This is a genomic window from Olleya namhaensis, assembly GCF_900114005.1.
In the GTDB taxonomy this organism is placed as follows: Bacteria; Bacteroidota; Bacteroidia; order Flavobacteriales; family Flavobacteriaceae; genus Olleya; species Olleya namhaensis.
Genome location: NZ_FORM01000008.1, coordinates 200736 through 227244, shown reverse-complemented (window position 1 = coordinate 227244; position 26509 = coordinate 200736). Strand labels below are relative to the sequence as shown.

Here is a 26509-nt window from a genome sequence, read left to right as displayed (position 1 = left end):
GGTACTACATTGTGGGAGAGTAGGTCGTCGCCTTTTTAGAGAACCCTTCATATTTATTTATGAAGGGTTTTTTTGTGCCTTATACTCAAATAAATAAAAGGTGCTAACAAATGCCAAAAGTAAAAAGGCAAAAGGCAGAAGTAAATAGCTAAAAGTCTAAAGTAAATAGGCAAAAGGCAAAAGGCAAAAGGAATAAATGATATACCTTAGTTATAATTTATAAACTAACGTTCAATAAAGGGATTAATCGATAGTTCGGAATATTATATTCCAATTATGAAAGGTTTAAACTAGAGCTTCATCTTTAAAGTAGATCAAATACTATATGTGTTTCTTATAAATGTTGTTTAATAGATTTTACTTTATTATAAACTATCATGTTTTCAATAATTATTAAAATTAGCTCAGCATAACATATTCTGAGTCATTATTCTTTAAGAGAGTAAGTTTAATATTCGGGTAGTTTACTTTCGTTTTAGATAGTATTTATATATCTTGATACATTATGATTAAATAAGAGAATGAGCGAGAATAAAGAACTAGATTTAGCTAATAATTTTGTCAATAATACTAATAGAAATATATTCCTAACAGGTAAAGCTGGTACAGGTAAAACTACTTTTCTTCATAAATTAAAGATGAATTCCCTAAAAAGGATAGTTATAGTCGCTCCAACAGGTGTTGCTGCTATTAACGCAAAAGGGGTTACAATCCATTCTTTTTTTCAACTTCCATTCGGACCTATATTGCCAAATGATGATTTAAATTCTAGTGGTGGATTTAATAGGAAATTTGGTAAAACTAAAATTAATATTATTAAATCATTAGACTTATTGATTATAGACGAAATCAGTATGGTAAGAGCAGATGTGCTTGATGGTATTGATAAGACACTACGTCGTTATAGAAATAAAAATTTGGTTTTTGGAGGTGTCCAAGTATTAATGATTGGTGATTTACAACAATTATCTCCTGTTGTAAAAGACAATGAATGGCATATTTTGAAACCTTTTTATAATAATGCATTCTTTTTTAGTAGCCTGGCCTATCAGCAATGTAACCCAATTTCGGTTGAGTTAAAGCATATTTATAGGCAGGACAATCCTTTGTTTATAAATATTTTGAATGAAATTAGAACAAATACTCTTTCTCAAAATTCTGCTGATGAATTAAATAAACGCTATAACCCCAATTTTGAGCCGAAAGAAGATGAGGGATATATTTCTTTAACCACTCATAATAATAAGGCAGAATACACTAATAAGACTAAACTTGAAAAGCTAAAAGGGAAGTCAAAGACATATAAGGCAAAAGTAGAAGGTAAATTTCCTGAGTTTTCGTATCCCAATAAGGAATCACTTTTACTTAAAGTGGGATCACAAGTTATGTTTGTTAAAAATGATAGCTCTGTGGATAAACGTTATTTTAATGGTAAAATTGGTAAGGTTATATTATTGGATAAAGACGAAGTTGTTGTTAAATGTCCAGATGACGAATTTAATATAATAACTAAACCAGAGGTTTGGGAAAATATAAACTATGCGGTTGATAAGGATACTAAGGCTATTTCTGAAAACAAAATTGGATCCTTCACTCAGATTCCTTTGCGCTTGGCTTGGTCAATAACAATCCATAAGAGCCAAGGTCTTACTTTTGAAAAGGCAATCATAGATTCTGAAGGTGCATTTGCACATGGACAGACTTATGTAGCTTTAAGTAGATGTAAATCTTTGGAAGGTTTAGTGTTGAAAAGCAAGATTAATTCTAGTCAAATTATAAGTGATACTAATGTTATCAATTTTAATCTTGAAGTAGAGAAAAATCAACCAGACGAGAGTATTCTTCAACAGTCTAAAACGCATTTTCAATTAAGTTTAATCTCTGAGATTTTTGACTTTTATCAATTTTTATATCCGACTAATAGGCTTTTAGATATCTATTATAAAAATAGAGGAAGTTTTCAGGGTAATATAGAAGATCCTTTAACTAGTATAAAAGATTGCGTCGCTTCTTTATTAAAAGTTGCGAATGGTTTTAGAGCTCAGTTATTAGAGATTTCTGAAGGATCAACTGCTCCAGAAACTAGTGATGAAATACAAGCAAGATTTATAAAAGCACTAGCGTATTACAAAAAGCAACTGGATTCTAATATAATTGAAGTTTATAAAACCTTTAATTTCACCACTGATAATAAAACATTGGATTCTGATTTTAATAAACAATTGGATGCTTTAGAGGAGTTAATGGGGGTTAAACAGTTGTATTTTTCTAATTTGAATTCAGGGTTTTCAATTAAATTATTTTTAGAGTTACGCGCTAAATCTGTGTTTCTGACAAAGGAAAAACCTAAAACGCCAAGAAAGACAGTTATAGATGGCACCACTAATGTAGAATTATTTGAAATATTAAGAGCGTTAAGAAATACAATTGCCGAACGAGAAGATTTGGTTCATTTTCAAATATTCACTCAAAAGTCATTGTATGAAATGTGTGAAACATTGCCAACTAATCAAACAGAATTATTAAATGTCAATGGATTTGGTAAAACACGTGTTTCCAAATATGGTGATGAGATTATAAAAATAATAAGAGATTATTGCGAGGAGAATGACATTGAGATGTCTACTGGTAAAGCGATTTTTGAGGAAGCCAAACCAAAACGTAAAAAGGGAGATACAAAAGAAACCTCTTTACAAATTTTTAAAGCAGGTAAATCGATAGATCAAATAGCTTTTGAACGAGACTTAAACGTGAATACTATTTTTGGGCATTTAGCAAGTTTTATCCCATCAGGAGAAGTAAAAATAACGGATCTAATCTCTGAAAAGCATTATAAAGAATTGAAAGAAATTATCCCTAAGCAGACTTTTGAAAACCTATCTGATTTGAAATCAAAAATAGCGAGTAAGTATAGTTATGGAGAAATTAGACTTGTTTTAGATGCTATTTCTAAATAATAAAAAAGGCTTTAAAATTAATTTTAAAGCCTTTTTTATATTTATGTATTCAGGTATTATCCCTTAATAACTCCTCTTGAAATTACTATTTTTTGAATTTCTGAAGTTCCTTCATATATCTGTGTGATTTTTGCATCACGCATCATACGTTCTACATGGTATTCTTTTACAAAACCATTACCACCATGTATTTGCACAGCTTCAACAGTTTGTTCCATTGCCACTTTACTAGCATAAAGTTTAGCCATTGCACTTGACATATCGTAATTGTTTCCTTGATCTTTATCCCAAGCAGCTTTCATTACTAACATTCTTGCAGCTTCAATTTCTGTATACATATCGGCTAGTTTAAACGCGATTGCTTGATGATTGCAAATTTCTGTACCAAATGCCTTACGTTCTTTACTATATTTTAAAGCTAACTCATAAGCACCTGCAGCAATACCTAAAGCTTGCGCAGCAATACCAATACGTCCACCAGATAAAGTTTTCATTGCAAATTTAAAACCAAATCCATCTTCACCAATTCTATTTTCTTTTGGTACTTTAACGTCATTAAATTGTAGCGTGTGTGTATCACTACCTCTAATCCCTAATTTATCTTCTTTAGGACCTATATCAAATCCTGGTGTTCCTTTTTCTACTATAAAAGCATTAATACCTTTATGTGCTTTATCTCTGTCTGTTTGTGCTATAACTAAATATACATCACTACGACCACCATTAGTAATCCAGTTTTTTGTACCATTAATAACATAATGGTCACCTTTATCTATAGCTGTGGTTTTTTGTGATGTTGCATCACTACCAGCTTCAGGTTCGCTTAAACAAAAAGCACCAATAGATTCTCCGGAAGCAAGCTTAGTTAAGTATTTTTGTTTTTGCTCTTCTGTACCATAAGTTTCAAGTCCGTAGCACACTAAAGAGTTGTTTACAGAAACCATCACAGAAGCAGAAGCATCAATTTTAGATAATTCTTCCATAATTAATACGTAAGAAATAGCATCCATACCACTTCCTCCATATTTTGGGTCTACCATAATCCCCATAAAACCGAGCGCTCCCATTTTCTTTACTAACTCATCAGGAAATGTTTGTGCATTATCACGTTCGATAACACCTGGTAATAATTCTGTTTGTGCAAAATCGCGAGCGGCATCGCGAATCATTATATGCTCTTCAGTAAGGCTAAAATCCATAATTTATGTAAGATTGTTGATTTAATAAAATTTGGATACAAAGATAAGTTTTTATTAGCATATTTTCAATCGTTATAGTTATTTTTACCTGATATGATAAACCATAGTTATAATGTGATTGGAGTTATGTCTGGCACGTCCTTAGACGGTATTGATTTGGCATATATTACTTTTAGTAAAGATGCTGATTGGAGCTTTAAAATTGTTGTTGCAGAAACGATATCATATTCTGATAAATGGTTTAAAATACTAAAGAATTTAACCCTATTAACTGCATCTGAGTTAATTACTTTAGATGAAGATTATACAATGTATTTGTCAACAGTTATAAATCAATTTATTAGTAAGAATAAGATTGAAAATATTGATGCTGTCTGCTCTCATGGGCACACTGCATTACACCAACCTGATCAAGGTATTACTAAGCAAATAGGAAATTTACCAAAATTAGCTTCATTAATAAATCAAACATTGGTTTGTGATTTTAGAGTGGAGGATGTTGCTTTAGGTGGACAAGGTGCACCGTTAGTGCCTATTGGAGATCGCTTATTGTTTTCGGACTATGATTGGTGTATTAATTTAGGAGGATTTGCTAATATTTCTTCTGAAATTAATTCAAAAAGAATTGCATTTGATATTTGTCCTGTCAATATTGTTTTAAATAAATATGTAGAAAGCTTAGGCTTTAACTATGACGATGAAGGTCGAATAGCAAAGAAAGGTAATTTCAATTTAGAATTATTTGAGTCCTTAAACCAGTTGGCTTTTTATAATCAGCAACCTCCAAAATCTTTAGGTCTAGAGTGGGTTGAGAAGGAAGTGTTTCCTTTGATTAACAGTTATAATTTAAATACCGAAGATATTTTACACACATACGTCAAGCATATTGCTTTTCAGATTATTCAAATTATAAACGCAACCAATAATGCTTCGGTTTTAATAACAGGAGGTGGTGCTTTTAATTTATTTTTAATAGAAGAAATCGAAAAATTAACTTCAAATCAATTAGTAATTCCTTCAACTAAAATTATCGAGTTTAAAGAAGCGCTAATTTTTGGCTTTTTGGGTGTTTTGAAGTTGAGAGAAGAGGTAAACTGTTTAAAATCGGTAACAGGTGCAACTAAAGACCATTCCTCAGGTATGATATATTTTCCTGCCTAAAATAGGTTGCTAGAATTACCAATTATTGTAGTAAAACACTATTTAATAATTGTTAACAATAATTTATTATAATAAAAATGACTTTACTATTAAAAGCCATTTTTTGTTTTTTTATATTTGTTCCACTAATTAACTTAATACTTCATAAGATGAATCAACTTTAGCTACTTTAAATGTTAATCCGGAGAGAATAATATTAAAGTTGAAATCAAAAATCAAGAATGAAAGACTTATTAAAAATTTACGAAAATAAAGAACCTGAAATTATATTTAACTGGAAGGACGCTGAAACAGAAGCAGAGGGTTGGACAGTAATAAACTCTTTAAGAGGAGGAGCAGCAGGTGGAGGAACCCGAATGAGAAAAGGTTTAGACATGAACGAAGTTTTGTCTTTAGCTAAAACAATGGAGGTTAAATTTACAGTATCAGGACCAGCTATTGGTGGTGCAAAATCAGGTATTAACTTTGATCCTAAAGATCCAAGAAAACGTGGGGTTTTAGAGCGTTGGTACAAGGCAGTATCTCCTTTATTAAAAAGCTATTACGGTACAGGTGGAGACTTAAATGTAGATGAAATACACGAAGTAATTCCAATTACAGAAGATTCTGGAGTATGGCACCCACAAGAAGGTGTTTTTAATGGTCATTTTAAGCCAACGGAAGCAGATAAAATTAATCGCATAGGACAATTACGTCAAGGAGTAATAAAGGTTTTAGAAAACACTAATTTTTCTCCAGATGTAGCAAAAAAATATACTGTAGCAGACATGATTACAGGTTATGGTGTTGCAGAAGCTGTAAGACATTATTATGATATTTACGGAGGAAGTGTAAAAGGGAAGCGTGCAGTTGTTCAAGGTTTTGGAAATGTTGGATCTGCAGCAGCCTATTATTTAGCACAAATGGGTGCTAAAGTAGTTGGTATTATTGATATTTCTGGAGGAGTTATAAATGAAGATGGTTTTTCTTTTGAAGAAATAAAAGACTTTTTCTTAACTAAAAATGGAAATACATTAGCAACTGCTAATATGATTCCTTTTGCAGAAATGAATGATCGTATTTGGTCTTTGGAGACTGAAATTTTTGCGCCTTGTGCAGCATCAAGATTAATTACACAAGATCAAATTGATCAAATGATTAACACTGGTTTAGAGGTTGTTTCTTGTGGTGCAAATGTACCGTTTGCAGATAAAGAAATTTTCTTTGGATCAATTATGGAACAGACAGATGAACGTGTTAGTTTAATACCAGATTTTATTTCAAACTGTGGTATGGCGCGTGTATTTGCTTACTTTATGGAACGTAAAGTGCAAATGACGGATGAGGCTATTTTTAATGATACGTCAGATATTATTAGAAAGGCAATCGAAAATGTACACGCAAAAAGTGATTCTAAAAAAGAGATAAGTAAAACAGCTTTTGAAATAGCATTAAAACAATTAATATAATATGGAAACAGTAATTATTTTAGTATTCGTTATAGGTTACTTAGCTATAACATTAGAGCATAATATAAAAATTGATAAATTAATACCTGCTTTAGTCATGATGGCTATAAGTTGGGCATTAATATCATTAGGATTAGACTCTTTTACACAGTGGTTTGACTCTGCTAATCACGGATTAGTAGAAGGTTATGCAGGTTTAGAACATGAGAGCAAAATGCACTTAATGGAAGAAACCTTATTACACCATTTAGGAAAGACATCTGAGATTTTAGTCTTTCTTTTAGGAGCGATGACTATTGTTGAGATCATTGATTATTTTGATGGTTTTTCAACTATAAAAAGCTTTATTAAAACTAAGAAGAAATCTAAAATTTTATGGATTTTTGCTTTCTTAGCGTTTATACTTTCTGCTATTATTGATAATTTAACAGCAACGATTGTTTTGATTTCTATTTTACAAAAAATTGTAAAGGATAGAAATGTACGTATCTGGTTTGCAGGTTTAATTATTATTGCTGCCAATGCTGGAGGGGCATGGTCTCCAATTGGAGATGTAACAACAACAATGCTTTGGATTGGTAAAAAAGTAACGACAGGTCATTTAATTGGGTACTTATTATTACCATCATTAATATGTATGTTGGTTCCTACCTTTATCGCGTCATTCTTACCTGCATTTAAAGGTAATTTAGAAACTGAGGAAGCTGTTGAAGAAAAACCGAAAAGTAGATTTAGTGCTACTATGTTATATTTAGGGTTAGGTGCAATTGTATTTGTTCCAATTTTTAAAACAGTAACACATTTACCTCCTTATGTTGGTATGATGTTAGCGTTAGGTGTAGTTGCTATTTTTGCTGAAATTTATAGTTCTGCTAAATTTAGTTTGTCTAACCATGACTCAGAAGAAAGTGATGCACACGCACACCACAGTCCAGTACATGCTTCGTTATCGAAGATTGAGTTGCCAAGTATCTTGTTTTTCTTAGGTATTTTAATGGCTGTTGCAGCTTTAGAATCTTTAGGTATTTTATTTGGATTTGCATCGACATTACAAGAAAGCACACCAATGTTAGGTACAGAATTACATCATGAAGGTGTATCTGATTTAGTAATTATTTTACTAGGTATTGGATCTGCAGTAATTGATAATGTACCATTAGTAGCAGCAAGTTTAGGGATGTTTTCAGAGCCTTTAGATAACGAGCTTTGGCACTTTATAGCATATTCTGCTGGTACAGGAGGAAGTATGTTAATCATTGGGTCTGCAGCAGGTGTTGTTGCAATGGGAATGGAGAAAATTGATTTTTTCTGGTATTTCAAAAAAATCTCTTGGTTAGCTTTAGCAGGGTTTTTAGCAGGTACTTTAGTATTCTTCTGGACAAGAACTTTATTTTAATATATACTCAATACAAATATTTAACGTTATAGACGTATCTAAAATTATAATATGATCAGCACATTAATTCAAGAGACTGCTCAAGCGGTAGATCCATTATTAGAGGGAGAACCGGTTGAAAAAACATTGTCAATAATAGAGCTTGTTACTACGGGAGGAACTGCGGGAATAATTATTATTGCACTTCTTTTTGTATTATTAATCATGGCGATTTATATTTATTTTGAGCGCTTGTTTGCTATAAAGGAAGCATCTAAAGTTGATGCTAATTTTATGAATCAAATTAAAGATTTTGTTTCTAATGGTAAAATTGAATCGGCTCAAAATTTATGTACTTCTGTAGATTCTCCGGTATCAAGATTAATCAGCAAAGGGGTTTCTAGAATTGGAAAACCATTGGATGATATTAATACCGCTATTGAAAATGCTGGACGTTTAGAAATTTATAGTTTAGAAAAAAATGTTAGTGTACTAGCAACTATATCTGGGGCAGCACCAATGATTGGTTTCCTTGGAACTGTAATTGGTATGATTTTATCAATCTTTGAAATTGCAAATTCCGGAGGATCAATTGATATTAAAACGTTAGCAGACGGATTATATACCGCAATGACAACTACAGTTGGTGGTTTAATTGTTGGTATTGTAGCTTACATAGCATACAACCATTTAGTTGTTAAGACTGATAAGGTTGTGTATCAAATGGAAGCAAACTCACTTGAATTTTTAGATTTATTAAACGAACCTAGCTAATATGCGATTAAGAGGAAGAAATAAAGTAACACCAGAATTTAACATGTCCTCTATGACGGACATCGTGTTTCTGCTGCTTATCTTTTTTATGATTGCATCAACGTTAGTGTCTGCGGAAGCTATTGATTTATTATTACCTAAATCGACTAGTAAAACAACACAGACAAAAAATGTATCTGTAAGTGTAGACAAAAATGTCAAGTACTATGTAGATATGAAGCAAGTGTCTAAAGAGCAATTGGAAGCAGAAGTTTTAGCAAAGGTTGGTAACGTCGAGTCGCCAACAATCACTATTAGATCTGACGAAAGTGTAGAAATGCAACATGTTGTTTTTATAATGGATATTGCAAACAGAAATAAGATTAAATCTACATTGGCAGTAAAAGCACAATAAGATGAAATATTTAAAAACCAAACACGAACAGAATTCGGCAAAAATAACAGCATTAATAATGTTGATATTGGTATTGCTACTATTTGTGGTTGGTCAAAATTATATGGACCCACCGGAAGAATACGGTGTGGCTATTAACTTTGGAGGTTCTTCTGGAGGTGGAGGTGGTGCGCCAGCGCAAGCAGCAGCACCTACTGAAACTAAACCAGAAGAAGCTGAACCTCAAGTAGAAGAACAGCAACAAGCAGCTGCGACGCCAACATCTCAAGAAAATGTGTTAACACAAGAGGATGAAGAGGCTGTTTTAATTAAAAAACAGCAGGAGCAAGCTAAAAAAGAAAATGATGCTAAGGAAAAAGCTAAGGCTGATAAATTAGCACAAGAAAAAGCAGCTAAGGCAGCAAAAGCGGCAGCAGAAGCAGCAGAAAAAAAGAGACAAGATGATATTAGAAAAGCTAATGACGCGTTAATTAACGGTATTAGTAATTCTGATAGTGCATCGGACTCAAATAATAATGGACCAGGTAATGGTCCCGGAAACGGGCCAGGATCAGGTAACTCTTACGGAACAAGTAAATTTGGTGATGGTTCAGGTCAAGGTAGTGGTGATGGTGTTGGATATGGTTTAAACGGTAGGGGTAAACCTGACTACAGAAAAATTATTCAAGACTGTAATGAATCTGGTTTGGTTGTTGTCAGAATAGAAGTTGACCGTTCGGGTAAAGTAGTAAAAGCAGAGCCAGGTGTTAAAGGAACAAAAAACACAGCAGCTTGTTTGTTAGAGCCAGCACGTAAAATGGCATTGACACACAAATGGGCACCAGACAGTAAAGCTCCAGAGCGTCAAATTGGCTACGTAAGTATCAATTTTAAATTAGGTCAATAATATATCATGACTTACCAAGACACTGTAAATTGGATGTTTTCTCAACTTCCAATGTATCAAAAACAAGGTCAGACCGCATTTAAAAAAGACTTAACTAATACTTTAAATTTAGCTAAGCATCTTAAAAATCCACAACACAAATTTAAATCTATACATGTAGCAGGGACTAATGGAAAAGGGTCTAGCAGTCATATGCTAGCTTCTATTTTACAGGAAGCCGGTTATAAAGTTGGATTATACACTTCTCCGCATTTAAAGGACTTTAGAGAGCGTGTTAAAATCAATGGTAAAGAAGTAAGTAAAGCTTTTGTTATTGGTTTTATAAAACAAAATAAAGCCTTTCTAGAAGCTAATAACCTATCGTTTTTTGAGATGACTGTTGGTTTGGCGTTTGATTATTTTGCTAAACAAAAAGTAGATATTGCAGTAATCGAAGTTGGTCTAGGAGGTCGGTTAGATTCTACAAATATTATTACTCCAGAAGTGTCTTTAATTACTAATATAGGTTTAGACCATGTTCAGTTTTTGGGCAATACTTTAGGTTTAATAGCTTCAGAAAAAGCTGGGATAATCAAACCTAATATTCCGGTTGTGATTAGTGAAACGCAAACAGAAACTCAAGCTGTTTTTACCGCTTTCGCTGAAAAGAATAATAGTCCAATATATTTTGCAGATCAAGCTAATAACGAAGCTTTTGTAACAGATTTAAAAGGCAGTTATCAAACTAAGAATATTAAAGGTGTTTTAGAAACGATCCAACAATTGAGGTTAAAAGGATTTGTGGTTTCTGATAATAATATCGAAACAGGATTAGTAAATTCAGTTAAAAATACGGGCTTAAAAGGGCGTTGGCAGATCTTAAATGTTAGTCCTAAAGTTATATGTGATACTGCACATAATAAAGAGGGCTTAACTTTAGCCATGCAGCAATTACTACAAGAACAGTATAATAAACTCCATATAGTATTTGGTGTCGTTAATGATAAAGATGTGTCATCAATATTGCCTTTATTACCAAAAGGGGCAACATATTACTTCTGCAAACCAGATGTGCCAAGAGGTTTGGACCAACACTTTTTAAGGGACATCTTTGTTTCTAAAGGATTTTATGGTAATGCTTTTGCTTCAGTTGATATAGCTTATAAAGAAGCTTTAAACGCAGCTTCGGATGAAGATGTAATTTATATTGGAGGTAGTACTTTTGTGGTTGCCGAGGTGGTTTAATTTCCAATTAATTGTATCTTACACTTTCATTTAATTCACTATAAAATGTTAGAAATTATCAATCAAGTGTTTTCTATTCAACTAAAAAGTAACAAAGATAATTTGACCCTTTTTAATAGAAATATTGATAGAATTAATCACGAGTTTGAAGCTTTAGGTTTTCATATTATAAATCCTATAGGTCAGACGTATCGTAATGAAATGACTGATGTCGAAGCTAATATTACTGGCGATTTTAACGAACAGATGAAAATTGTAAAAGTGCTAAAACCTATTGTTTATCAAAAGAGAAATGATGAAAATACTTTAGTGCAAAAAGGAATTATAATAGTAGAATAAGCCTCCATGAAGACCATTAATATTGCAATAGATTTAGGGACCACTAATAGTTTGATTGCTAATTACAACAGTGGTGCAGTTAAAATATACAATAACCCATTAGGTTTAAAACAAACGCTACCTTCTTGTGTCGCTTTTAGAGGCAATAGGACCATTATTGGAGATAAAGCTTTGGATTACCTGGAAAAGGATGCAGAGAATGTGTGCATGCTTTTTAAACGTAAAATGGGAACGCAAGAAACCTATTTTATTCCTTCTATAGATAAAGAGGTGTCGCCAATAGAATTGTCGTCTTTGATTTTAAAAGAACTTAAAAACTTTGTGTCTGATGGTGATCAATTAAACGCTGCAGTCATTACAATTCCAGCGTCTTTTGATACTATTCAATCTAATGCAACAAAAAAAGCAGGGTATTTAGCCGGCTTTAAAGAGGTAGTCTTATTGCAAGAACCTATTGCGGCTTGTTTGGCTTTTGCTAATCAATCTAATTTAGATATCGAGTCTTCAAAACATTGGATTGTGTACGATTTTGGTGGCGGAACTTTTGATGTAGCTTTAGTAGAGGTTAATGATAGAGAGTTAAAAGTTATAGATAATGAAGGCGATAACTTTTTAGGAGGAGCTGATTTTGATAATTTAATAGTAGAACAAATTATTGTTCCTCAGATTGAAGCAAAAGCCAATATTACTAACCTTTGGAAGGATATAAAATCAAAAGCAAGTAAATATAAAGGCTTGTATTTTGAGTTACTAAAGAAAGCAGAAGAGGCAAAAAAGGAATTATCTGTATATCCTGAAACAGAAATCGAATTGGATATAGATATAAACGATTTTAACTTATACAATCAAATTGTTATTACTAGGAGTCAGTTTGAAGCTGTTATAGCGCCTAAAGTAGAACAGACTATTACATTTATTAAAAAGGTAATCTCTCAAAATCAATTAATCAACTCACAAATTGAACGTTTGATTTTAATAGGAGGGAGCACGTACGTACCTTTAATAAAACAAAGAATTAAAGAGGAAACAGGTATTTTAGTAGACTCCAGTATCGATCCGACGTCAGCAGTAGTAGATGGCGCTGCTTATTTTGCAGGTTCAAAGCCTACAAGTATCGTTGTTGAAGAAACGATAGAAGAAGAGGAGGTTAGTACTGTTGATACTCAGATTTTCTATGAACAGAATACAAGAGATTTAGAAGAGTTAATTACTTGTAAAGTAGAAGGGGCAGCTATAAATTATCGAATTACACGAAATGATGGTGGTTATGATTCTGGTATAAAAACAGTATTGAATAATGGGTTTTCTGAGTTTGTACCGCTTTTAAAAGGACAATTAAATAGATTTAAGATTCAGGTTTTAGATAAAGATTTAAATGCTTTAAAAACAATAAATACAGTTGCTATTAATCAAGGTAGTTATAATGTTTTAGGACAACCATTACCTATTGATATTTGTATGGAAATTGATGATATTGATGCGTCAACAACACGATTAGAACAAATTTTTAGAAAAGGAAGTATTTTACCTTTAAAGAAAAAAATATATAAAACAGCATCTAAATCAATTCTAAAAGGATCAGAATCTAATCTAATTATTAATATAGTAGAAGGTCTGTCTAAAGGGTTGCCTAGTTCAGGTTTAAGTATTGGTTATATTGAGTTTTCTGGAAAAGATTTGGAAGATGATTTGATTAAAGGGACCGATATTGAAATTGAATTAGAAATTACAGAGTCTAGAGATTTAAAAATAAATGTCTATTTGCAGTCTTGTGATCAGGAATTTAAAAATGTTTTTAGCGAGTCTGAGCGTGCGATAAGTATTAGTAAAATTAATATGGAAATTAACGCTGTTTTGTCTGATGTAGAGCATTTGATAACAGAGCAAGTTGAAGATGAGAATTTTGAATATTCTAGTAAATTAGAACAGTTACGTGTTGGATTAATTGAAATACAAATTGAAACCACATTGCTTGATGAGGACGATGTATCTGATCAGAAATACCAATTAGATGATAAAAAACGAAAGTTAATTCAGACTTTTGATACCCTAACAAGAAACAAAGTTATTGCTTTAGAGATTGAAGAGTATAACAATTCTAAAGAAGGTTTAGAGTGGCAAGTTAATAAAGAAGAAAACGAAAAATATCGACCTAAATATCTTAAAGTAATAGCAAATGAAAAGGAAGTTATTAACTCAGGAGATAAATATTTAATTAGAGCAAAAATTAAGGAACTAGATGTATTGCATAATGCTATTGTGCAGTCTAGTGACGAAAATTTTATTGGTTATTTCTTCGGAATTAGATATAATTCTGAATTTACAGACACAAAAAAGGCTCAAAAACTTATTAAACAAGGAGACGATGCTCTGGAACGTCAAGACTATAAGTCTTTAAAGCACGTGGTGTACGCCTTGTTTGCTTTATTGCCAGATAGAGAAAAAGACAAGCAAAAGCAGTTTAAGGACGATAGTAAAACAGGATTGCGTTAATAATTAATTGTATTTGTTTCTGTACCATCTAGCATAGATGTTATCAATGCTTAAGGGTTCTAAATTTATTTTGTCAGTTTTGATATTATCGGTTAGCGTGCTATCTATTGTTGTTACGTTAGTTTTAAAATCTTTATTAAAATTAACTTTTATTGTTTGTGGCAGGATGTTGATTTCGCTGTTATTGCTTAATGTTTCGATTTTGTATAATCTAGATAGTTCTGCGCTTTCTTTAAAATGAGAGAAGCGGTCCGCAACAAATTGATGTCCTGTGTAAAATAATATAGAATCACCTTTTGTAATATTTAAATAGCGCCATTCTCTTTTTGGAATTATAATAGATTGATCAATACCATTAGTTAATCTAAATACAATTAAATCTTTTCGACTGTTATTCTTAACAAGACTGTAAGTGCTGATTGTATTGTTTTTATAAGAGTGTATCGTGTTAAAGGTTTTTGGATAGGGATTTGTAAAGGCATTTAAAGGTGTTGTTTTAATAGAGGATTTGGTTTTTGTTTTACGGTTAGTTTTTAGCTTTAAGCTGTAAATAAACCGTACGTGATCTTTAGATTTATGCTTACTGTTATAATCTGGTAACGTAACGGTTTTAGGTATTTTGCCTTCTGTTATTGTATTGCTTTCTGTTGTTTCTAGTATTGTTTCTTCTACTTCTTGTTCTGTATTATATACTGTTTGATTTTCTTCGGCTTCGCGTTTTTTTTGTATCTCTTTTATTCTTTCTAATATGTTTTCTTTTTGATAATTGGTATTAGGTACACTTATCCTATCATATTGGTCATAATAATTAGTAGAACTATTATCGCTTTTAAATACTTTAACTCCAATTCTAACTATTAAAATTAAAAATACAATGACACTCCAGATTCCAACACCTGTACCAGATTTAGACTTGGAGGTCTTTCTAGCACTATTATGTGCGTATGGACTTGCTATTGCAGCATTAGTGGTAAGGATGTCTTTAAGCATATAGTTAGAGATATCCAATTCGCCAAAAGCAACCATTGTTTTAGCAGCAAAAATAAAACTATCGTCGGTTACTTGTTTTCGTTTAGAATTGTAAGTGTCAATAATAACTGAGTTTAACTCATTAACCTCGTCATCAAAAGAGTTTGGATATTGACTTAGACATTTTACAAAATTTCTATTTGTTATAAAACCGACAGGGTAATGCTTCTCTTTAAGTTTACCAGATTCTATATATACTTTAGCATAATTTAGTTTAGAACTAAAAAGACTAATAATAAGTTGTTCAATTTCTTCCGTGAATAGAATGTTGCTTTTTACAAAATTGAGTAATAAAATATACTTTCCTTTGGTTAGCGTTTCCGATAAAAACGGTTTGACATGTTCTTTTAAGTAAGGTGATAAAAAATATTTTAGACTTTCTGTATCAGCTATCGATTCGTGATGTATAGAAATTGAGTTTTGTGGAATATTGCTGTAATCTCCAGTAATAACTTGTTTAAGCCATTTGTGTTTTTCTATAAAAATATGGTGCTTTCTAGTCGTCTCATCTTTTAGTTGATCAATAATAGACGCTAATTCTCCTAAATTACTTTTGTTATCTAAGACCGCTTTTGCCTTTAGTTGCTTTTTTAGTCTTATAATTTTGGTGTCGTCAAGCGTAGTTATTGTGTCAATATCTATACCTAATTCATCTATTAATGATATGTAATTCAAATTTGGGGTGTATTTAAAATCAAAAATATCAATTTATTTTAAATTTATTGTTTTGTTAATGACTATATATTAATGAGTTAATTTTTAATTCAAAGAAAATGCGTTTTTTTTTGAATAAAAGGTTTTGAGATGTCAAAAACTAGTGTATATTTGCACACCTAATAATTAGGGCGACTAGCTCAGTTGGTTCAGAGCACTTGGTTTACACCCAAGGGGTCAGGGGTTCGAATCCCTTGTCGCCCACTAAAAAATCCGAAACAAATGTTTTGGATTTTTTATTACTCTATATTATTTAAGCGTTTAAATTTTGATTTAAACTTAAACTAATATATATTTGCAGACCTATTATTAGGGCGACTAGCTCAGTTGGTTCAGAGCACTTGGTTTACACCCAAGGGGTCAGGGGTTCGAATCCCTTGTCGCCCACAAAAAAATCCGAAACATTTGTTTCGGATTTTTTTATTTATATCAGTTCTAGAACACGCTCTAGCGCCATTCCTCTAGAGCCTTTTATTAATACATAGCTATCTATGATGGGTGTGTAATTGTCTTTAAAGCTTTCAAAAGTTTTATATTGTTTTACTATTGGACTTTTAATTTCTGCTTTATAAAAATTTTCTCCTACTAAAATTATAGTATCAATAGCTAAGCTTGTTGCTAAATCTGCAATGTTTTGATGTTCTGACTTAGCAGATGTGCCTAGTTCAAACATATCTCCTAAAATAGCAGTTTTGTTTTCTGCATCTTGTTTGCTTAGGTTTTGTAAGGCAACTTCCATACTTGAAGGATTAGCATTATAAGCATCCATTATTATGGTTGTGTTATCTCTTTTAATAATCTGAGAACGGTTATTGTTTGGTGTATACCTTTCAATAGCATCTTTAATATCTAATAAGTCAATATTAAAGTATTTACCAATTATAGTTGCGGCGCAAAGGTTTGTAAAATTATAAGCACCAATTAAATTAGATTGTATTGTAATAGCTTCTGATTTATAAGATACAAATGGATTGGCATCTAGAAATTCTATTTTAAAATATTCTGGATTGGTTTGGCTAAAGCCGAACTTTTTAACATAAGTATTTAGCTTTTCTATTTGAATACTGTCGTCTGCATTTAAAAAGACGTGCTTGTCATTTTGAGTCAAATAGTGATACAGCTCGCTTTTACCTTCAATAACGCCTTCAATGCCTCCAAATCCTTCAAGGTGCGCTTTCCCAAAGTTAGTAATATAGCCAAAGTCAGGTTTTGCTATATCGCATAAAAAAGCAATTTCTTTTTTGTGGTTAGCACCCATTTCTACAATCCCAATTTCTGTATCCTTTGTCATTGACAAAAGGGTTAGAGGTACGCCAATATGGTTGTTTAAGTTACCTATGGTTGCTGTAGTGTTATACTTTTTGGATAATACTGTGTTTATTAATTCTTTTGTTGTTGTTTTTCCATTACTTCCTGTTAAGGATATAATTTTGGTTCCTAAGTAAGTCCTGTGATATGTCGCTAATTCTTGAAGCGTTTTAAGACTGTTTTCTACTAAAATGGTGTTATCTGATGCTTTGAAATCTGGATCGTCTATAATCGCATATTTTGCTCCTTTATCTAAAGCGTCTTGAGCAAATTTATTACCATTAAAATTTTCGCCACTTAAAGCAAAAAACATATTGTTATCATTAACTTTTCTAGTGTCTGTGCTTACTGCACTGCAGTCTAGAAAAAGTTGGTGTAAGTCGTCTATTTTCATAAAATAAAAGTATAAAAAAAGTCCTAACAATTGTTAGGACTTTTAAATATATTAACTAATTAGATTAGTTTAGTTTTTTGATTTCTTTTGATTTTTAGATTTAGATCCTACTCTAGACATTGCACATCTAAAACCAATATAGTCTGTTGCCATATTTTGTGGGTAATAGCGTCTTTGTGCTGGATCTAACCAGTATTCTCTATCTTTCCAAGATCCACCTTTGTAAACTCTTACTTCGTCATTAATTAACGACGTACGTTTATTAGATTTATCATATTCTCTTATCATGTTTCCAGAAGAATCCATTTCAATATTGTGCTTTGGTGCGTTATACATTTTACGTGTATTTGCATCCTCAGAACCATCACCTTCATCATCACCAAATCTATCAGCATAATAACGAGAAGATTGTGTATCACCATCTCTAAAGTTACGGTTATCACTTCTATCAAAGTTAGTTCTTAAATAAGTTTCTTCTTCATCAACAGGTTGTGTTGCGATAGACCCTGGTAAATCTCTTGGTATTACTTTTCCGTTAGGTAATGTATCAAAAACAATTTCGTCTGTAGTTACAATTTTTACAGTTCCGTCATCATTTATTGCATTTTTAGTATACACGTTTCCTCTATAGTAGTTAAAGTCGTTAAACTCATCATCAACTATTGGTCTGTAAACATCAGCAACCCATTCGGCAACGTTACCAGCCATATCATAAAGACCATAATCGTTTGGATCGTAATATTTAACAACTTGTGTAATATCTGCACCATCATCTGACCATCCAGCAATTCCACCGTAATCTCCTTTTCCTTGTTTGAAGTTGGCTAGTTGGTCACCTTTAATTTTACGTTTTCCAGATCTAGTGTATTGACCATCCCATGGATATTTTTTACGACCTCTGTATACGTTATAACTTCTAATTTCAGATAAACCTAAAGCTGCATATTCCCATTCAGCTTCTGTTGGTAGTCTGTATTTTGGAGAAATTAAACCAGTTTCTCTTGTTGCAAAAACGTTAATTTCGTCTCCTGCAGCATTAGTTTGTGGTTTCATTTTTCCACCTTTTATAATGTCTTCATTACCACCAAATGTTTGTGTTGGTGCGTTAATGTAAGTATCAGTACTAAAGTTTGCATCTGCTGTTGCTTCTAAATTACTACCTTGTTTTAGGTAACCATCTTTTTGTAAGTACATTTCGTTTACACGATCTGTTCTCCAATTAGCAAATTCTACAGCTTGCATCCAACTAACTCCAACCACAGGATATTCTCCATATCCAGGGTGACGTAAATAGTTTTCTGTCATTACTTCGTTGTAACCTAAACGGTTTCTCCAAACTAAAGTATCTGGTAAAACACCATTATAGATTGCTCTAAAATTTTCTTCTTCTGGCGGGTAAGTTCTTTTAATCCAGTCTAAATATTCAAGGTACATTTTGTTAGTTACCTCTGTTTCATCCATGTAAAAAGATTGCACGTGTTGTTGATTTGGAGTATTATTCCAATCATGCATAACATCATCTTGTACTCGTCCCATTGTAAATGTTCCACCTTCAACAAATACTAATCCTGGAGCAGTTTCTTGCTCTTTAAATTTGGTGTTGTATTGAAAACCACCATCTTTAGAATTAATCTGCCAACCCGTTGCTCTTGATGTGTTAGAGCCACTTCCGGATCTTTTACAACCAACCAAGGTTAACGAAATCGCTACTGTTAATAACAACCTTGATACAATTATTTTTCTCATATTAATACATTTAAGTAATCTAAATAATGTTATTTTTTGGAGACGCAATATAAGAATTAAACCCAACAAAACAAGTTAAATTATGTTTTTTGAGTAAACTAAATTGCGTTTTATCCCGTTTTTTTACGCTACAACGATTTTAAATTTGGTCATTTGTCTTGCGTTTCGAAACAATATAACGATGTTTTTTCAATATTATTATCGTAATTTTGATTTGTTTTAAGAATTAATTAAGATTTAAGTAATATCATTAAATATTAGACGTTATCATTTCAATGAAAAAGATTTTATTACTATTGGTTGCATTGTACTGCATGCCATTATTTTCTCAAGAAAAAAGTATTGCTATTACATGGGGATCTTCTCAAAAATATACGGCAGATAGTTATAGTATAACGGTGCCAACTTTCTCTCCTGCAAAAAACTTTTCTTTTGATTTATCTAACGGTATTCAATACGTACAACAATGGAAAGTTAATGGATTTGTAAATCAAAACTCTTTAGTAGTTAAAGATGTGGTGTATGCGCCAATGCCAATAAATCAAATGTATGATTTGGATCTTAAGTCTATTCCAGATGCTATTGAGGTAACTTTAAAAAACGGTACGTCTAGAAATAGTAATTATGCAGTATTAACAGCTAGTCCTATCGTAAAGGAAGGTAATGGTTATAAAAAAGTATTGTCTTTTAATGTGGATTACAACATGGGGTCGGTATCTGTTAATAGAAGTAGTGCTAGTCAATTTATCACTAATTCCGCTTTGGCTAATGGCGATTGGTATAAGTTTGAAGTAGCTGCATCTGGCGTGCATAAAATATCTAAGAATTTTTTAAGTCAGATGGGAATTAATGCTAATAGTTTTGATCCAAGAACTATTAAAATATTTGGTAACGGAGGTAAGATGATGCCTTTTGCAAATAATGCAAACTATCCATTTGACCCGACTGAGAATGCTATAAAAATTATTGGAGAAGAAGATGGTGTTTTTGATGATCAAGATTATATTCTGTTTTATGCGCAAGGTCCTTCTGCAGATGTAGATTTATCTTATATTAATACTAATGTAAATCCATATGCTGATACAACGGTCTATTATATTAATATAAGTGCTGGTTCTGGTAAGCGTATTCAAAATTTTAATCAACCAACCGGAATTCCAACAGCAACTTTTAACACGTTTCAAGAGTATCAGTTTCATGAAATTGATGAAGAAAATATTATTTACGTAGGTAGGCGCTGGTTTGGAGAGCGCTTTAGTGTCGAGAATGCGCAAACGTTTAGTTTTGAGTTTCCTAATTTAGATGTGTCGGAGTCTATTGTTGTAAAAGCGGTAACTGCTACAACATCTTCAAATCCAAGTAATTTTGTTGTGTCTGTTAATAATAACACGTTAGGGACTTTGTCTTTATCGGGTATAAATCCTACCAATGGTGTTTATGTTACCGGTGGTACTTTGACGCAATCAACAACAGTAGTAAGTGATATTATTGATGTAGATTTAGTTTATGACAATCAAGGTAATCCTAGTGCAGAAGGGTATTTAGATTACGTATCTGTAGAGGCAACGCGAGCGCTTACTTTTAATGGTAATCAATTTCATTTTAAAAACAACCTATCTACGCAAAGCACTGGTGTTGCTAGTTATGTGTTGTCAAATGCATCTGAAGTCCAAGAGATTTGGGACGTCACTAATATTTATGACGTTACTACTATAGCTAATACCGCTGCAGATAATACGTTAAGTTTTAATGCGCCCATGGGCGACTTAAAAACTTTTGTTACGGTAAGCTCTCAAGATTATTTAGAGCCTAGTTTGTCACAAAATAGTAGTGTTAATAATCAGAACTTAAAAGGAACCATATTTTTAAATAACCAAGGTGTTTTTCAAGATATTGATTACTTAATGTTAACTACGCGTTCTCACTTATCTCAAGCAGAACGTTTAGCTCAAATAAATAGAGACAAGAAAAATCTAAATGTAAAAGTGGTTGTTTTGGAAGATATTTATACTGAGTTTTCTTCTGGTAATCCTGATATTACTGGCGTCAGAAACTTTGTTAAATATGTCTATGACAACGCAAGTATACCTCAAAACAAAGTTAAGTATTTGTGTCTTTTTGGAGATTCTTCGTTTGATTATAAAGGACGAATTTCTTCAAACACTTATAATTTTCCGTCTTGGCATGCTTACAGTAGTTTCAATTTATCTAGTTCTTTTATCTCAGATGATTATTATGCTTATTCTGATTTAAACGAAGGGGTTTTAGATATCTTTAATAATGCCAATAAATTAGATATTGCAGTTGGTAGGATTTTAGCTGATTCGCCACAGCGTGCAAAGGAAATGGTAGATAAAATTGAGGTTTATTATTCTAAAGGCGCATTAGGTAGTTGGCGAAATAATTTTGTTGTCGTGTCTGATGATGTGGATGAAGAATGGGAAGCAACATTACAAGAAACAACAGACGAGATTGGAGACGAGGTAACAGCCTTTAAACCGTTTATAAATGTGACTAAAATTCATTCGGACGCCTACCAACAACAAGCATCAGCAGGAGGCGATCGTTATCCTGGAGTAACAGAAGCGTTGACTAATGCAATTGAAAAAGGTGCCATAATGGTTAACTATTTTGGTCATGGTGGAGAAGATGGTTTAGCGGACGAGCGTATTTTTCAAAAAGATGATGCCGAAGCGTTGAATAACGAATGTAAATTAAATTTGTTTGTTACGGTTACATGTGAGTTTACTAGGTTTGATAATCCGTTAAGGGAAACTGCAGGCGAATTTATTTACTGGAATAAAGATGCGGGTTCTATCGCATTAGTGACTACAACTAGACAGATTTTTGTTAATGTAGGAAAGGAATTTAATAAAATCCTGAAAGAGTATTTATTCTCATACAGTACAAATGATACATTTTCAGATTACGAATATCCAACAGTAGCGGAAGCATTAAGATTGGCTAAAAACGATCCAAGTTTTTCAGATGCTCAAAAAAGTTTAGCGTTTTTTATTGGTGACCCCGCATTGACTTTAACTTTTGCTCAGCCCAATATCCGATTAACAAAAATTAATGATGTGCCAATTACGGAGGATACTGACGTGCTTCAGGCTTTGGGTTATGCAAAATTAGCAGGAGAGGTAACAGATGTTAATGGCAACCTTTTGTCTAGTTATAATGGTATTGTAACCACTACTATTTACGATAAAGAAATTGATCGTCAAACTTTAGCAAACGATAACGTTACTGGCTCTAGTGGCTTAATAAAGTTAGATTACAAAACACTAGGAGCAATTGTATTTAGAGGACAAGCAACAGTGACTAACGGTCAGTTTGAATTCGATTTTGTAGTTCCTAAAGATATTGGAATACCTGTAGGAACAGGTAAGGTTAGTTTTTATTCTACCCAAGAAAACTCTTTAGAAGACAAAACAGGCGCAAGTTTAGAAACACTAAAAATAGGAGGGATTAATCCAGATGCTGCAGAAGACAATATTGGGCCGACAATACAGTTATATATGAACGATGAAGCATTTGTGTCTGGAGGTATAACTAATGAGTCACCACTATTATTAGCTAAGTTTGAAGACGAAAATGGTATCAATACAGCAAGTGGTATCGGACATGATATTGTTGCTTTATTAGATGGGGACGAAGTCAATCCGTATGTGCTTAATGATTATTATCTTACAGAAGTGGATGATTATACAAAAGGAGCATTAAGTTTTCCTTTTAGGAATTTAGAGCCGGGTTTACATACTTTGTCTTTAAAGGCTTGGGATGTTTATAATAATTCGGCTACAGCCGAAATCCAATTTATAGTATTTAATGAAAATGAAAGTTTAGTAATTAATAACGTACTAAATTACCCAAATCCATTTGTTAATTATACAGAGTTTTGGTTTAGCCATAATAGTTCTGAGGTTTTAGATATTTCTGTTCAGATTTTTACTGTTTCAGGAAAGTTAGTAAGGACTTTAAATGGGCAAACAGCCTTAGCAGGAGGTAAATCTGTAAAATCAACATCAAGAGATATTGTTTGGGATGGACGTGATGACTTTGGAGATAAAATAGGAAAAGGAACGTATATTTATAAATTAAAAGTACATTCACAAAGCACAAATAAATCCGTAGAAAAAATAGAGAAACTTGTAATCCTATAATAAAAAATTATATTTGTTAACTAATACTGATACATGAAAAATAAAATTTTAATAACAATAGCTTTCTTTTTGTCCCTTAAAGGATTGTCTCAGACGACAATTACAAACCCTAATGATAGTAGAGTTATAACTACTGGTGTGCCATTTTTGTTAATAGCGCCAGATGCTAGAGCAGCAGCAATGGGAGATATGGGTGTGGCAACGTCGCCAGATGCATTTTCTCAGCAATGGAATGCTTCTAAATATGTGTTCTCAGAAAATAAATCTGGAGTTGCAATTAGTTACACGCCGTACTTAAGTAAGTTGGTTAATGATATTTTTTTAGGAAACGTAACATATTTTAATAGACTTAACGATAATAGTGCTTTTGCAGCAAGTTTTAAGTATTTTTCTTTAGGAGATATAGAATTTGTTCAGGACGAATTTTCAGAAGCGTTAGTCCAAAGACCTAACGAGTTTACTGTAGATGTATCTTATGCTTTAAGATTAAGTGATCAATTCGGGATGTCTGTTGCTATGCGTTACTTACAATCGGATTTGAAATTAAATATTGGTGATAACGATACAAAAGCTGCAAGTACTTTTGGTGTAGATATATCTGGTTATTATCAAAGTGAAGAACAAGCTTATAACGATTTTAATGGTCGTTGGAGAGGTGGATTTGCCATACAAAACTTAGGACCTAAATTTAAATATGACGAGGCTGGTCAGGAAAATTTCCAACCAACAAATCTTAGATTAGGTTTAGGGTTTGATTTTATACTAGACCAATATAACACAGTAGGTGTTACAGCTGAGTTTTCTAAATTATTAGTACCAACACCACCATTATTAGGTTTTGATGATACAGATGATGATGGTGTGCAAGATGCGGACGAGCCAACTTATATTGTTTCTGGTCAAGATCCAGATGTGCCATTTTTATCAGGTGTATTTCAATCGTTTGGAGATGCTCCAGGAGGATTTAAAGAAGAGTTACAAGAGTTTACCTATGCGTTAGGTGCAGAGTATACTTACCAAGATTCATTTGCTTTTAGAGCGGGTTATTTTAATGAACACGAAACAAAAGGAGCACGTAAGTTTTTTGCTTTAGGTGCAGGTTTTAAATACAATGTTATAAATGTTGATTTATCATATTTATTTTCAGCTTCTCAAGTACAGAGTCCATTAGAAAGCACATTACGTTTTTCTCTAACATTTAACTTAGGAGCCGGAACGTATAATGAGTACTAAAACATTTTAAAGATTAAAAAACAAAAAAACTATTGTGAAAACAATAGTTTTTTTGTCTAAAATAGTTACGTATATTTAAATTATGAAGGAAGTAAAAATAGAAACTACACTACAGGTTTTTGATAGTATTAAAGATTTGTCTGAAGATATTCAATCGTTAATGAGTCAGGCATCAGAAGCGCGAGATAAAGCATATGCGCCGTACTCTAAATTTAATGTTGGAGCAGCATTATTATTAGACAATGGAGAGGTTGTTACCGGAAGTAATCAAGAAAACGCATCGTATCCCTCAGGATTGTGTGCAGAGCGTACAGCTATTTATTATGCAGGTGCAAAATATCCAGATGCTAAATTTTTAAGAATGGCTATAATTGCAGGGTCTCAAATCAATCCAACATTAAAGCCAATACCACCTTGTGGGGCTTGCAGGCAAGCTATTGCAGAGTATGAAGTAAAACAAGAGTTGCCAATCGAATTGTATTTTATGGGCGAGACCGGTAAAGTGGTACGCTCAAATTCGTTAGGAAACCTGTTACCACTCCTTTTTGATAAATCAGCGCTATAACTATATCGTTTTCGTAATAAAAATAACGATTTTCAGTTTTTTCGTTAATAACTAAAGTGTTACTTTTGTTATTCGATAAAAAAAAATACAAACGTCACCAATGCAAAAAGTAACAAAAGAAACGTATATAAAATGGTATGAAGACATGCTGTTTTGGAGAAAGTTTGAGGACAAGCTAGCAGCTGTTTACATTCAACAAAAAGTTAGAGGTTTTCTTCACTTGTATAATGGTCAAGAAGCTGTTTTAGCTGGAGCATTACACGCAATGGATTTAACCAAGGATAAAATGATTACAGCTTACCGTAATCACGTGCAACCAATTGGTATGGGTGTAGATCCTAAACGTGTTATGGCAGAATTATTTGGTAAAGCAACTGGAACCTCTCAAGGTTTAGGTGGTTCTATGCATATATTTTCTAAAGAGCACCGTTTTTATGGTGGACACGGTATTGTTGGTGGACAAATCCCTTTAGGAGCAGGTATTGCTTTTGGAGATAAGTTTCATGGTGTAGATGGTGTTACCATTTGTTGTTTTGGTGATGGTGCAGCACGTCAAGGATCTTTACATGAAACGTTTAACTTAGCAATGCTTTGGAATTTACCTGTAGTATTTGTTTGTGAAAACAACGGATACGCAATGGGTACGTCTGTAGCACGTACAGCTAACCATACAGATATCTGGAAGTTAGGTTTAGGTTACGAGATGCCTTGTGGACCAGTAGACGGAATGAATCCTATAAAAGTTGCTGAGGCTTTTGACGAAGCAATACAACGTGCACGTCGTGGTGATGGACCAACGTTTTTAGAGGTTAAAACTTACCGTTATAGAGGACACTCCATGTCTGATGCACAACATTACAGAACAAAAGACGAAGTAGCAGAATACAAGAAATTAGACCCTATTACGCAAGTAAAAGAAGTGCTTCTTGAAAAGAATTATGCTACTGAAGAAGAAATAAAAGTTATTGATAAGCGTGTTAAAGCAAAAGTTGCAGAGTGTGAAAAGTTTGCAGAAGAGTCGCCATATCCAGATAAAAATGTGATGTACGACGTTGTATACGATCAAGAAAATTATCCATTTATAGACCACAAAATTAAATAAGC

At 32.6% G+C, this 26509-nt stretch carries 18 protein-coding genes and 2 tRNA genes; 16 read left to right on the top strand and 4 right to left on the bottom strand.

The annotated features are described in order from the left end of the window. The first annotated feature begins 521 nt into the window (after nt 1-521). A complete protein-coding gene (locus BMZ09_RS13705; RefSeq protein ID WP_090841599.1) occupies nt 522-2957 on the top strand; it encodes a helix-turn-helix domain-containing protein in 2436 nt (811 codons plus the stop codon). A gap of 56 nt (nt 2958-3013) precedes the next feature. Here BMZ09_RS13705 and BMZ09_RS13700 read toward each other — a convergent pair whose 3' ends face one another. Further along, nucleotides 3014-4156 (bottom strand): acyl-CoA dehydrogenase, encoded by a 1143-nt coding sequence (locus tag BMZ09_RS13700; protein ID WP_090841597.1) that lies wholly within the window; start codon nt 4154-4156, stop codon nt 3014-3016. 93 nt (nt 4157-4249) lie between these two features. On the opposite strand from BMZ09_RS13700, the gene BMZ09_RS13695 reads away from it, so the two are divergent. The 9 genes from BMZ09_RS13695 to BMZ09_RS13655 all read left to right on the top strand — a co-directional run bounded on the left by BMZ09_RS13695 (nt 4250) and on the right by BMZ09_RS13655 (nt 14250). Further along, nucleotides 4250-5317 (top strand): anhydro-N-acetylmuramic acid kinase, encoded by a 1068-nt coding sequence (locus BMZ09_RS13695; protein ID WP_090841595.1) that lies wholly within the window; start codon nt 4250-4252, stop codon nt 5315-5317. A gap of 221 nt (nt 5318-5538) precedes the next feature. Beyond that, entirely contained in the window at nt 5539-6765 is a 1227-nt protein-coding gene (locus BMZ09_RS13690; RefSeq protein WP_090841593.1) for a Glu/Leu/Phe/Val dehydrogenase dimerization domain-containing protein, read from the top strand. Between the two features lies 1 nt (nt 6766). After that, a complete protein-coding gene (gene nhaD, locus BMZ09_RS13685; protein ID WP_090841591.1) occupies nt 6767-8161 on the top strand; it encodes a sodium:proton antiporter NhaD in 1395 nt (464 codons plus the stop codon). Between the two features lie 51 nt (nt 8162-8212). Then, nucleotides 8213-8914, top strand: coding sequence for a MotA/TolQ/ExbB proton channel family protein (locus BMZ09_RS13680; protein WP_090841589.1), 702 nt, complete (start codon nt 8213-8215; stop codon nt 8912-8914). Between the two features lies 1 nt (nt 8915). Then, nucleotides 8916-9308: an ExbD/TolR family protein gene (locus BMZ09_RS13675; protein ID WP_090841587.1), complete on the top strand. Its 393-nt coding sequence runs from the start codon at nt 8916-8918 to the stop codon at nt 9306-9308. Nucleotide 9309: 1 nt separating this feature from the next. Beyond that, nucleotides 9310-10194, top strand: coding sequence for an energy transducer TonB (locus BMZ09_RS13670; RefSeq protein WP_090841585.1), 885 nt, complete (start codon nt 9310-9312; stop codon nt 10192-10194). 6 nt (nt 10195-10200) lie between these two features. Beyond that, complete coding sequence (locus BMZ09_RS13665; RefSeq protein ID WP_090841584.1) at nt 10201-11418, top strand: bifunctional folylpolyglutamate synthase/dihydrofolate synthase; 1218 nt, start codon at nt 10201-10203, stop codon at nt 11416-11418. 45 nt (nt 11419-11463) lie between these two features. After that, nucleotides 11464-11757: a hypothetical protein gene (locus tag BMZ09_RS13660; protein ID WP_090841582.1), complete on the top strand. Its 294-nt coding sequence runs from the start codon at nt 11464-11466 to the stop codon at nt 11755-11757. A gap of 6 nt (nt 11758-11763) precedes the next feature. Then, nucleotides 11764-14250 carry an Hsp70 family protein gene (locus tag BMZ09_RS13655; RefSeq protein ID WP_090841580.1) on the top strand — a complete coding sequence of 829 codons (2487 nt, stop codon included), beginning with the start codon at nt 11764-11766 and terminating at the stop codon, nt 14248-14250. Nucleotides 14251-14253: 3 nt separating this feature from the next. Here BMZ09_RS13655 and BMZ09_RS13650 read toward each other — a convergent pair whose 3' ends face one another. Beyond that, nucleotides 14254-15954 carry a hypothetical protein gene (locus BMZ09_RS13650; RefSeq protein ID WP_090841578.1) on the bottom strand — a complete coding sequence of 567 codons (1701 nt, stop codon included), beginning with the start codon at nt 15952-15954 and terminating at the stop codon, nt 14254-14256. Nucleotides 15955-16122: 168 nt separating this feature from the next. Here BMZ09_RS13650 and BMZ09_RS13645 point away from each other — a divergent pair. Together BMZ09_RS13645 and BMZ09_RS13640 are read left to right on the top strand one after the other, a co-directional pair. After that, nucleotides 16123-16197, top strand: a tRNA-Val gene (locus tag BMZ09_RS13645). 108 nt (nt 16198-16305) lie between these two features. Further along, nucleotides 16306-16380, top strand: a tRNA-Val gene (locus BMZ09_RS13640). 37 nt (nt 16381-16417) lie between these two features. Here the strand turns inward: BMZ09_RS13640 and BMZ09_RS13635 are convergent. Together BMZ09_RS13635 and gldJ are read right to left on the bottom strand one after the other, a co-directional pair. Beyond that, nucleotides 16418-17695: a UDP-N-acetylmuramoyl-tripeptide--D-alanyl-D-alanine ligase gene (locus BMZ09_RS13635; RefSeq protein ID WP_090841576.1), complete on the bottom strand. Its 1278-nt coding sequence runs from the start codon at nt 17693-17695 to the stop codon at nt 16418-16420. 69 nt (nt 17696-17764) lie between these two features. Then, nucleotides 17765-19441: a gliding motility lipoprotein GldJ gene (gene gldJ / locus BMZ09_RS13630; RefSeq protein ID WP_090841574.1), complete on the bottom strand. Its 1677-nt coding sequence runs from the start codon at nt 19439-19441 to the stop codon at nt 17765-17767. A 275-nt stretch (nt 19442-19716) separates the two neighbouring features. Between gldJ and porU the strand changes: the two genes are divergently transcribed. The 4 genes from porU to pdhA all read left to right on the top strand — a co-directional run bounded on the left by porU (nt 19717) and on the right by pdhA (nt 26507). Then, nucleotides 19717-23607: a type IX secretion system sortase PorU gene (porU, locus tag BMZ09_RS13625; protein ID WP_090841572.1), complete on the top strand. Its 3891-nt coding sequence runs from the start codon at nt 19717-19719 to the stop codon at nt 23605-23607. Between the two features lie 33 nt (nt 23608-23640). Continuing rightward, nucleotides 23641-24840: a type IX secretion system outer membrane channel protein PorV gene (porV, locus tag BMZ09_RS13620; RefSeq protein WP_090841570.1), complete on the top strand. Its 1200-nt coding sequence runs from the start codon at nt 23641-23643 to the stop codon at nt 24838-24840. Between the two features lie 82 nt (nt 24841-24922). After that, on the top strand, nt 24923-25405 hold the full coding sequence (gene cdd, locus BMZ09_RS13615; RefSeq protein ID WP_090841568.1) for a cytidine deaminase: 483 nt from the start codon (nt 24923-24925) through the stop codon (nt 25403-25405). 100 nt (nt 25406-25505) lie between these two features. Continuing rightward, a complete protein-coding gene (gene pdhA / locus BMZ09_RS13610; protein WP_090841566.1) occupies nt 25506-26507 on the top strand; it encodes a pyruvate dehydrogenase (acetyl-transferring) E1 component subunit alpha in 1002 nt (333 codons plus the stop codon). Nucleotides 26508-26509: the final 2 nt, after the last annotated feature.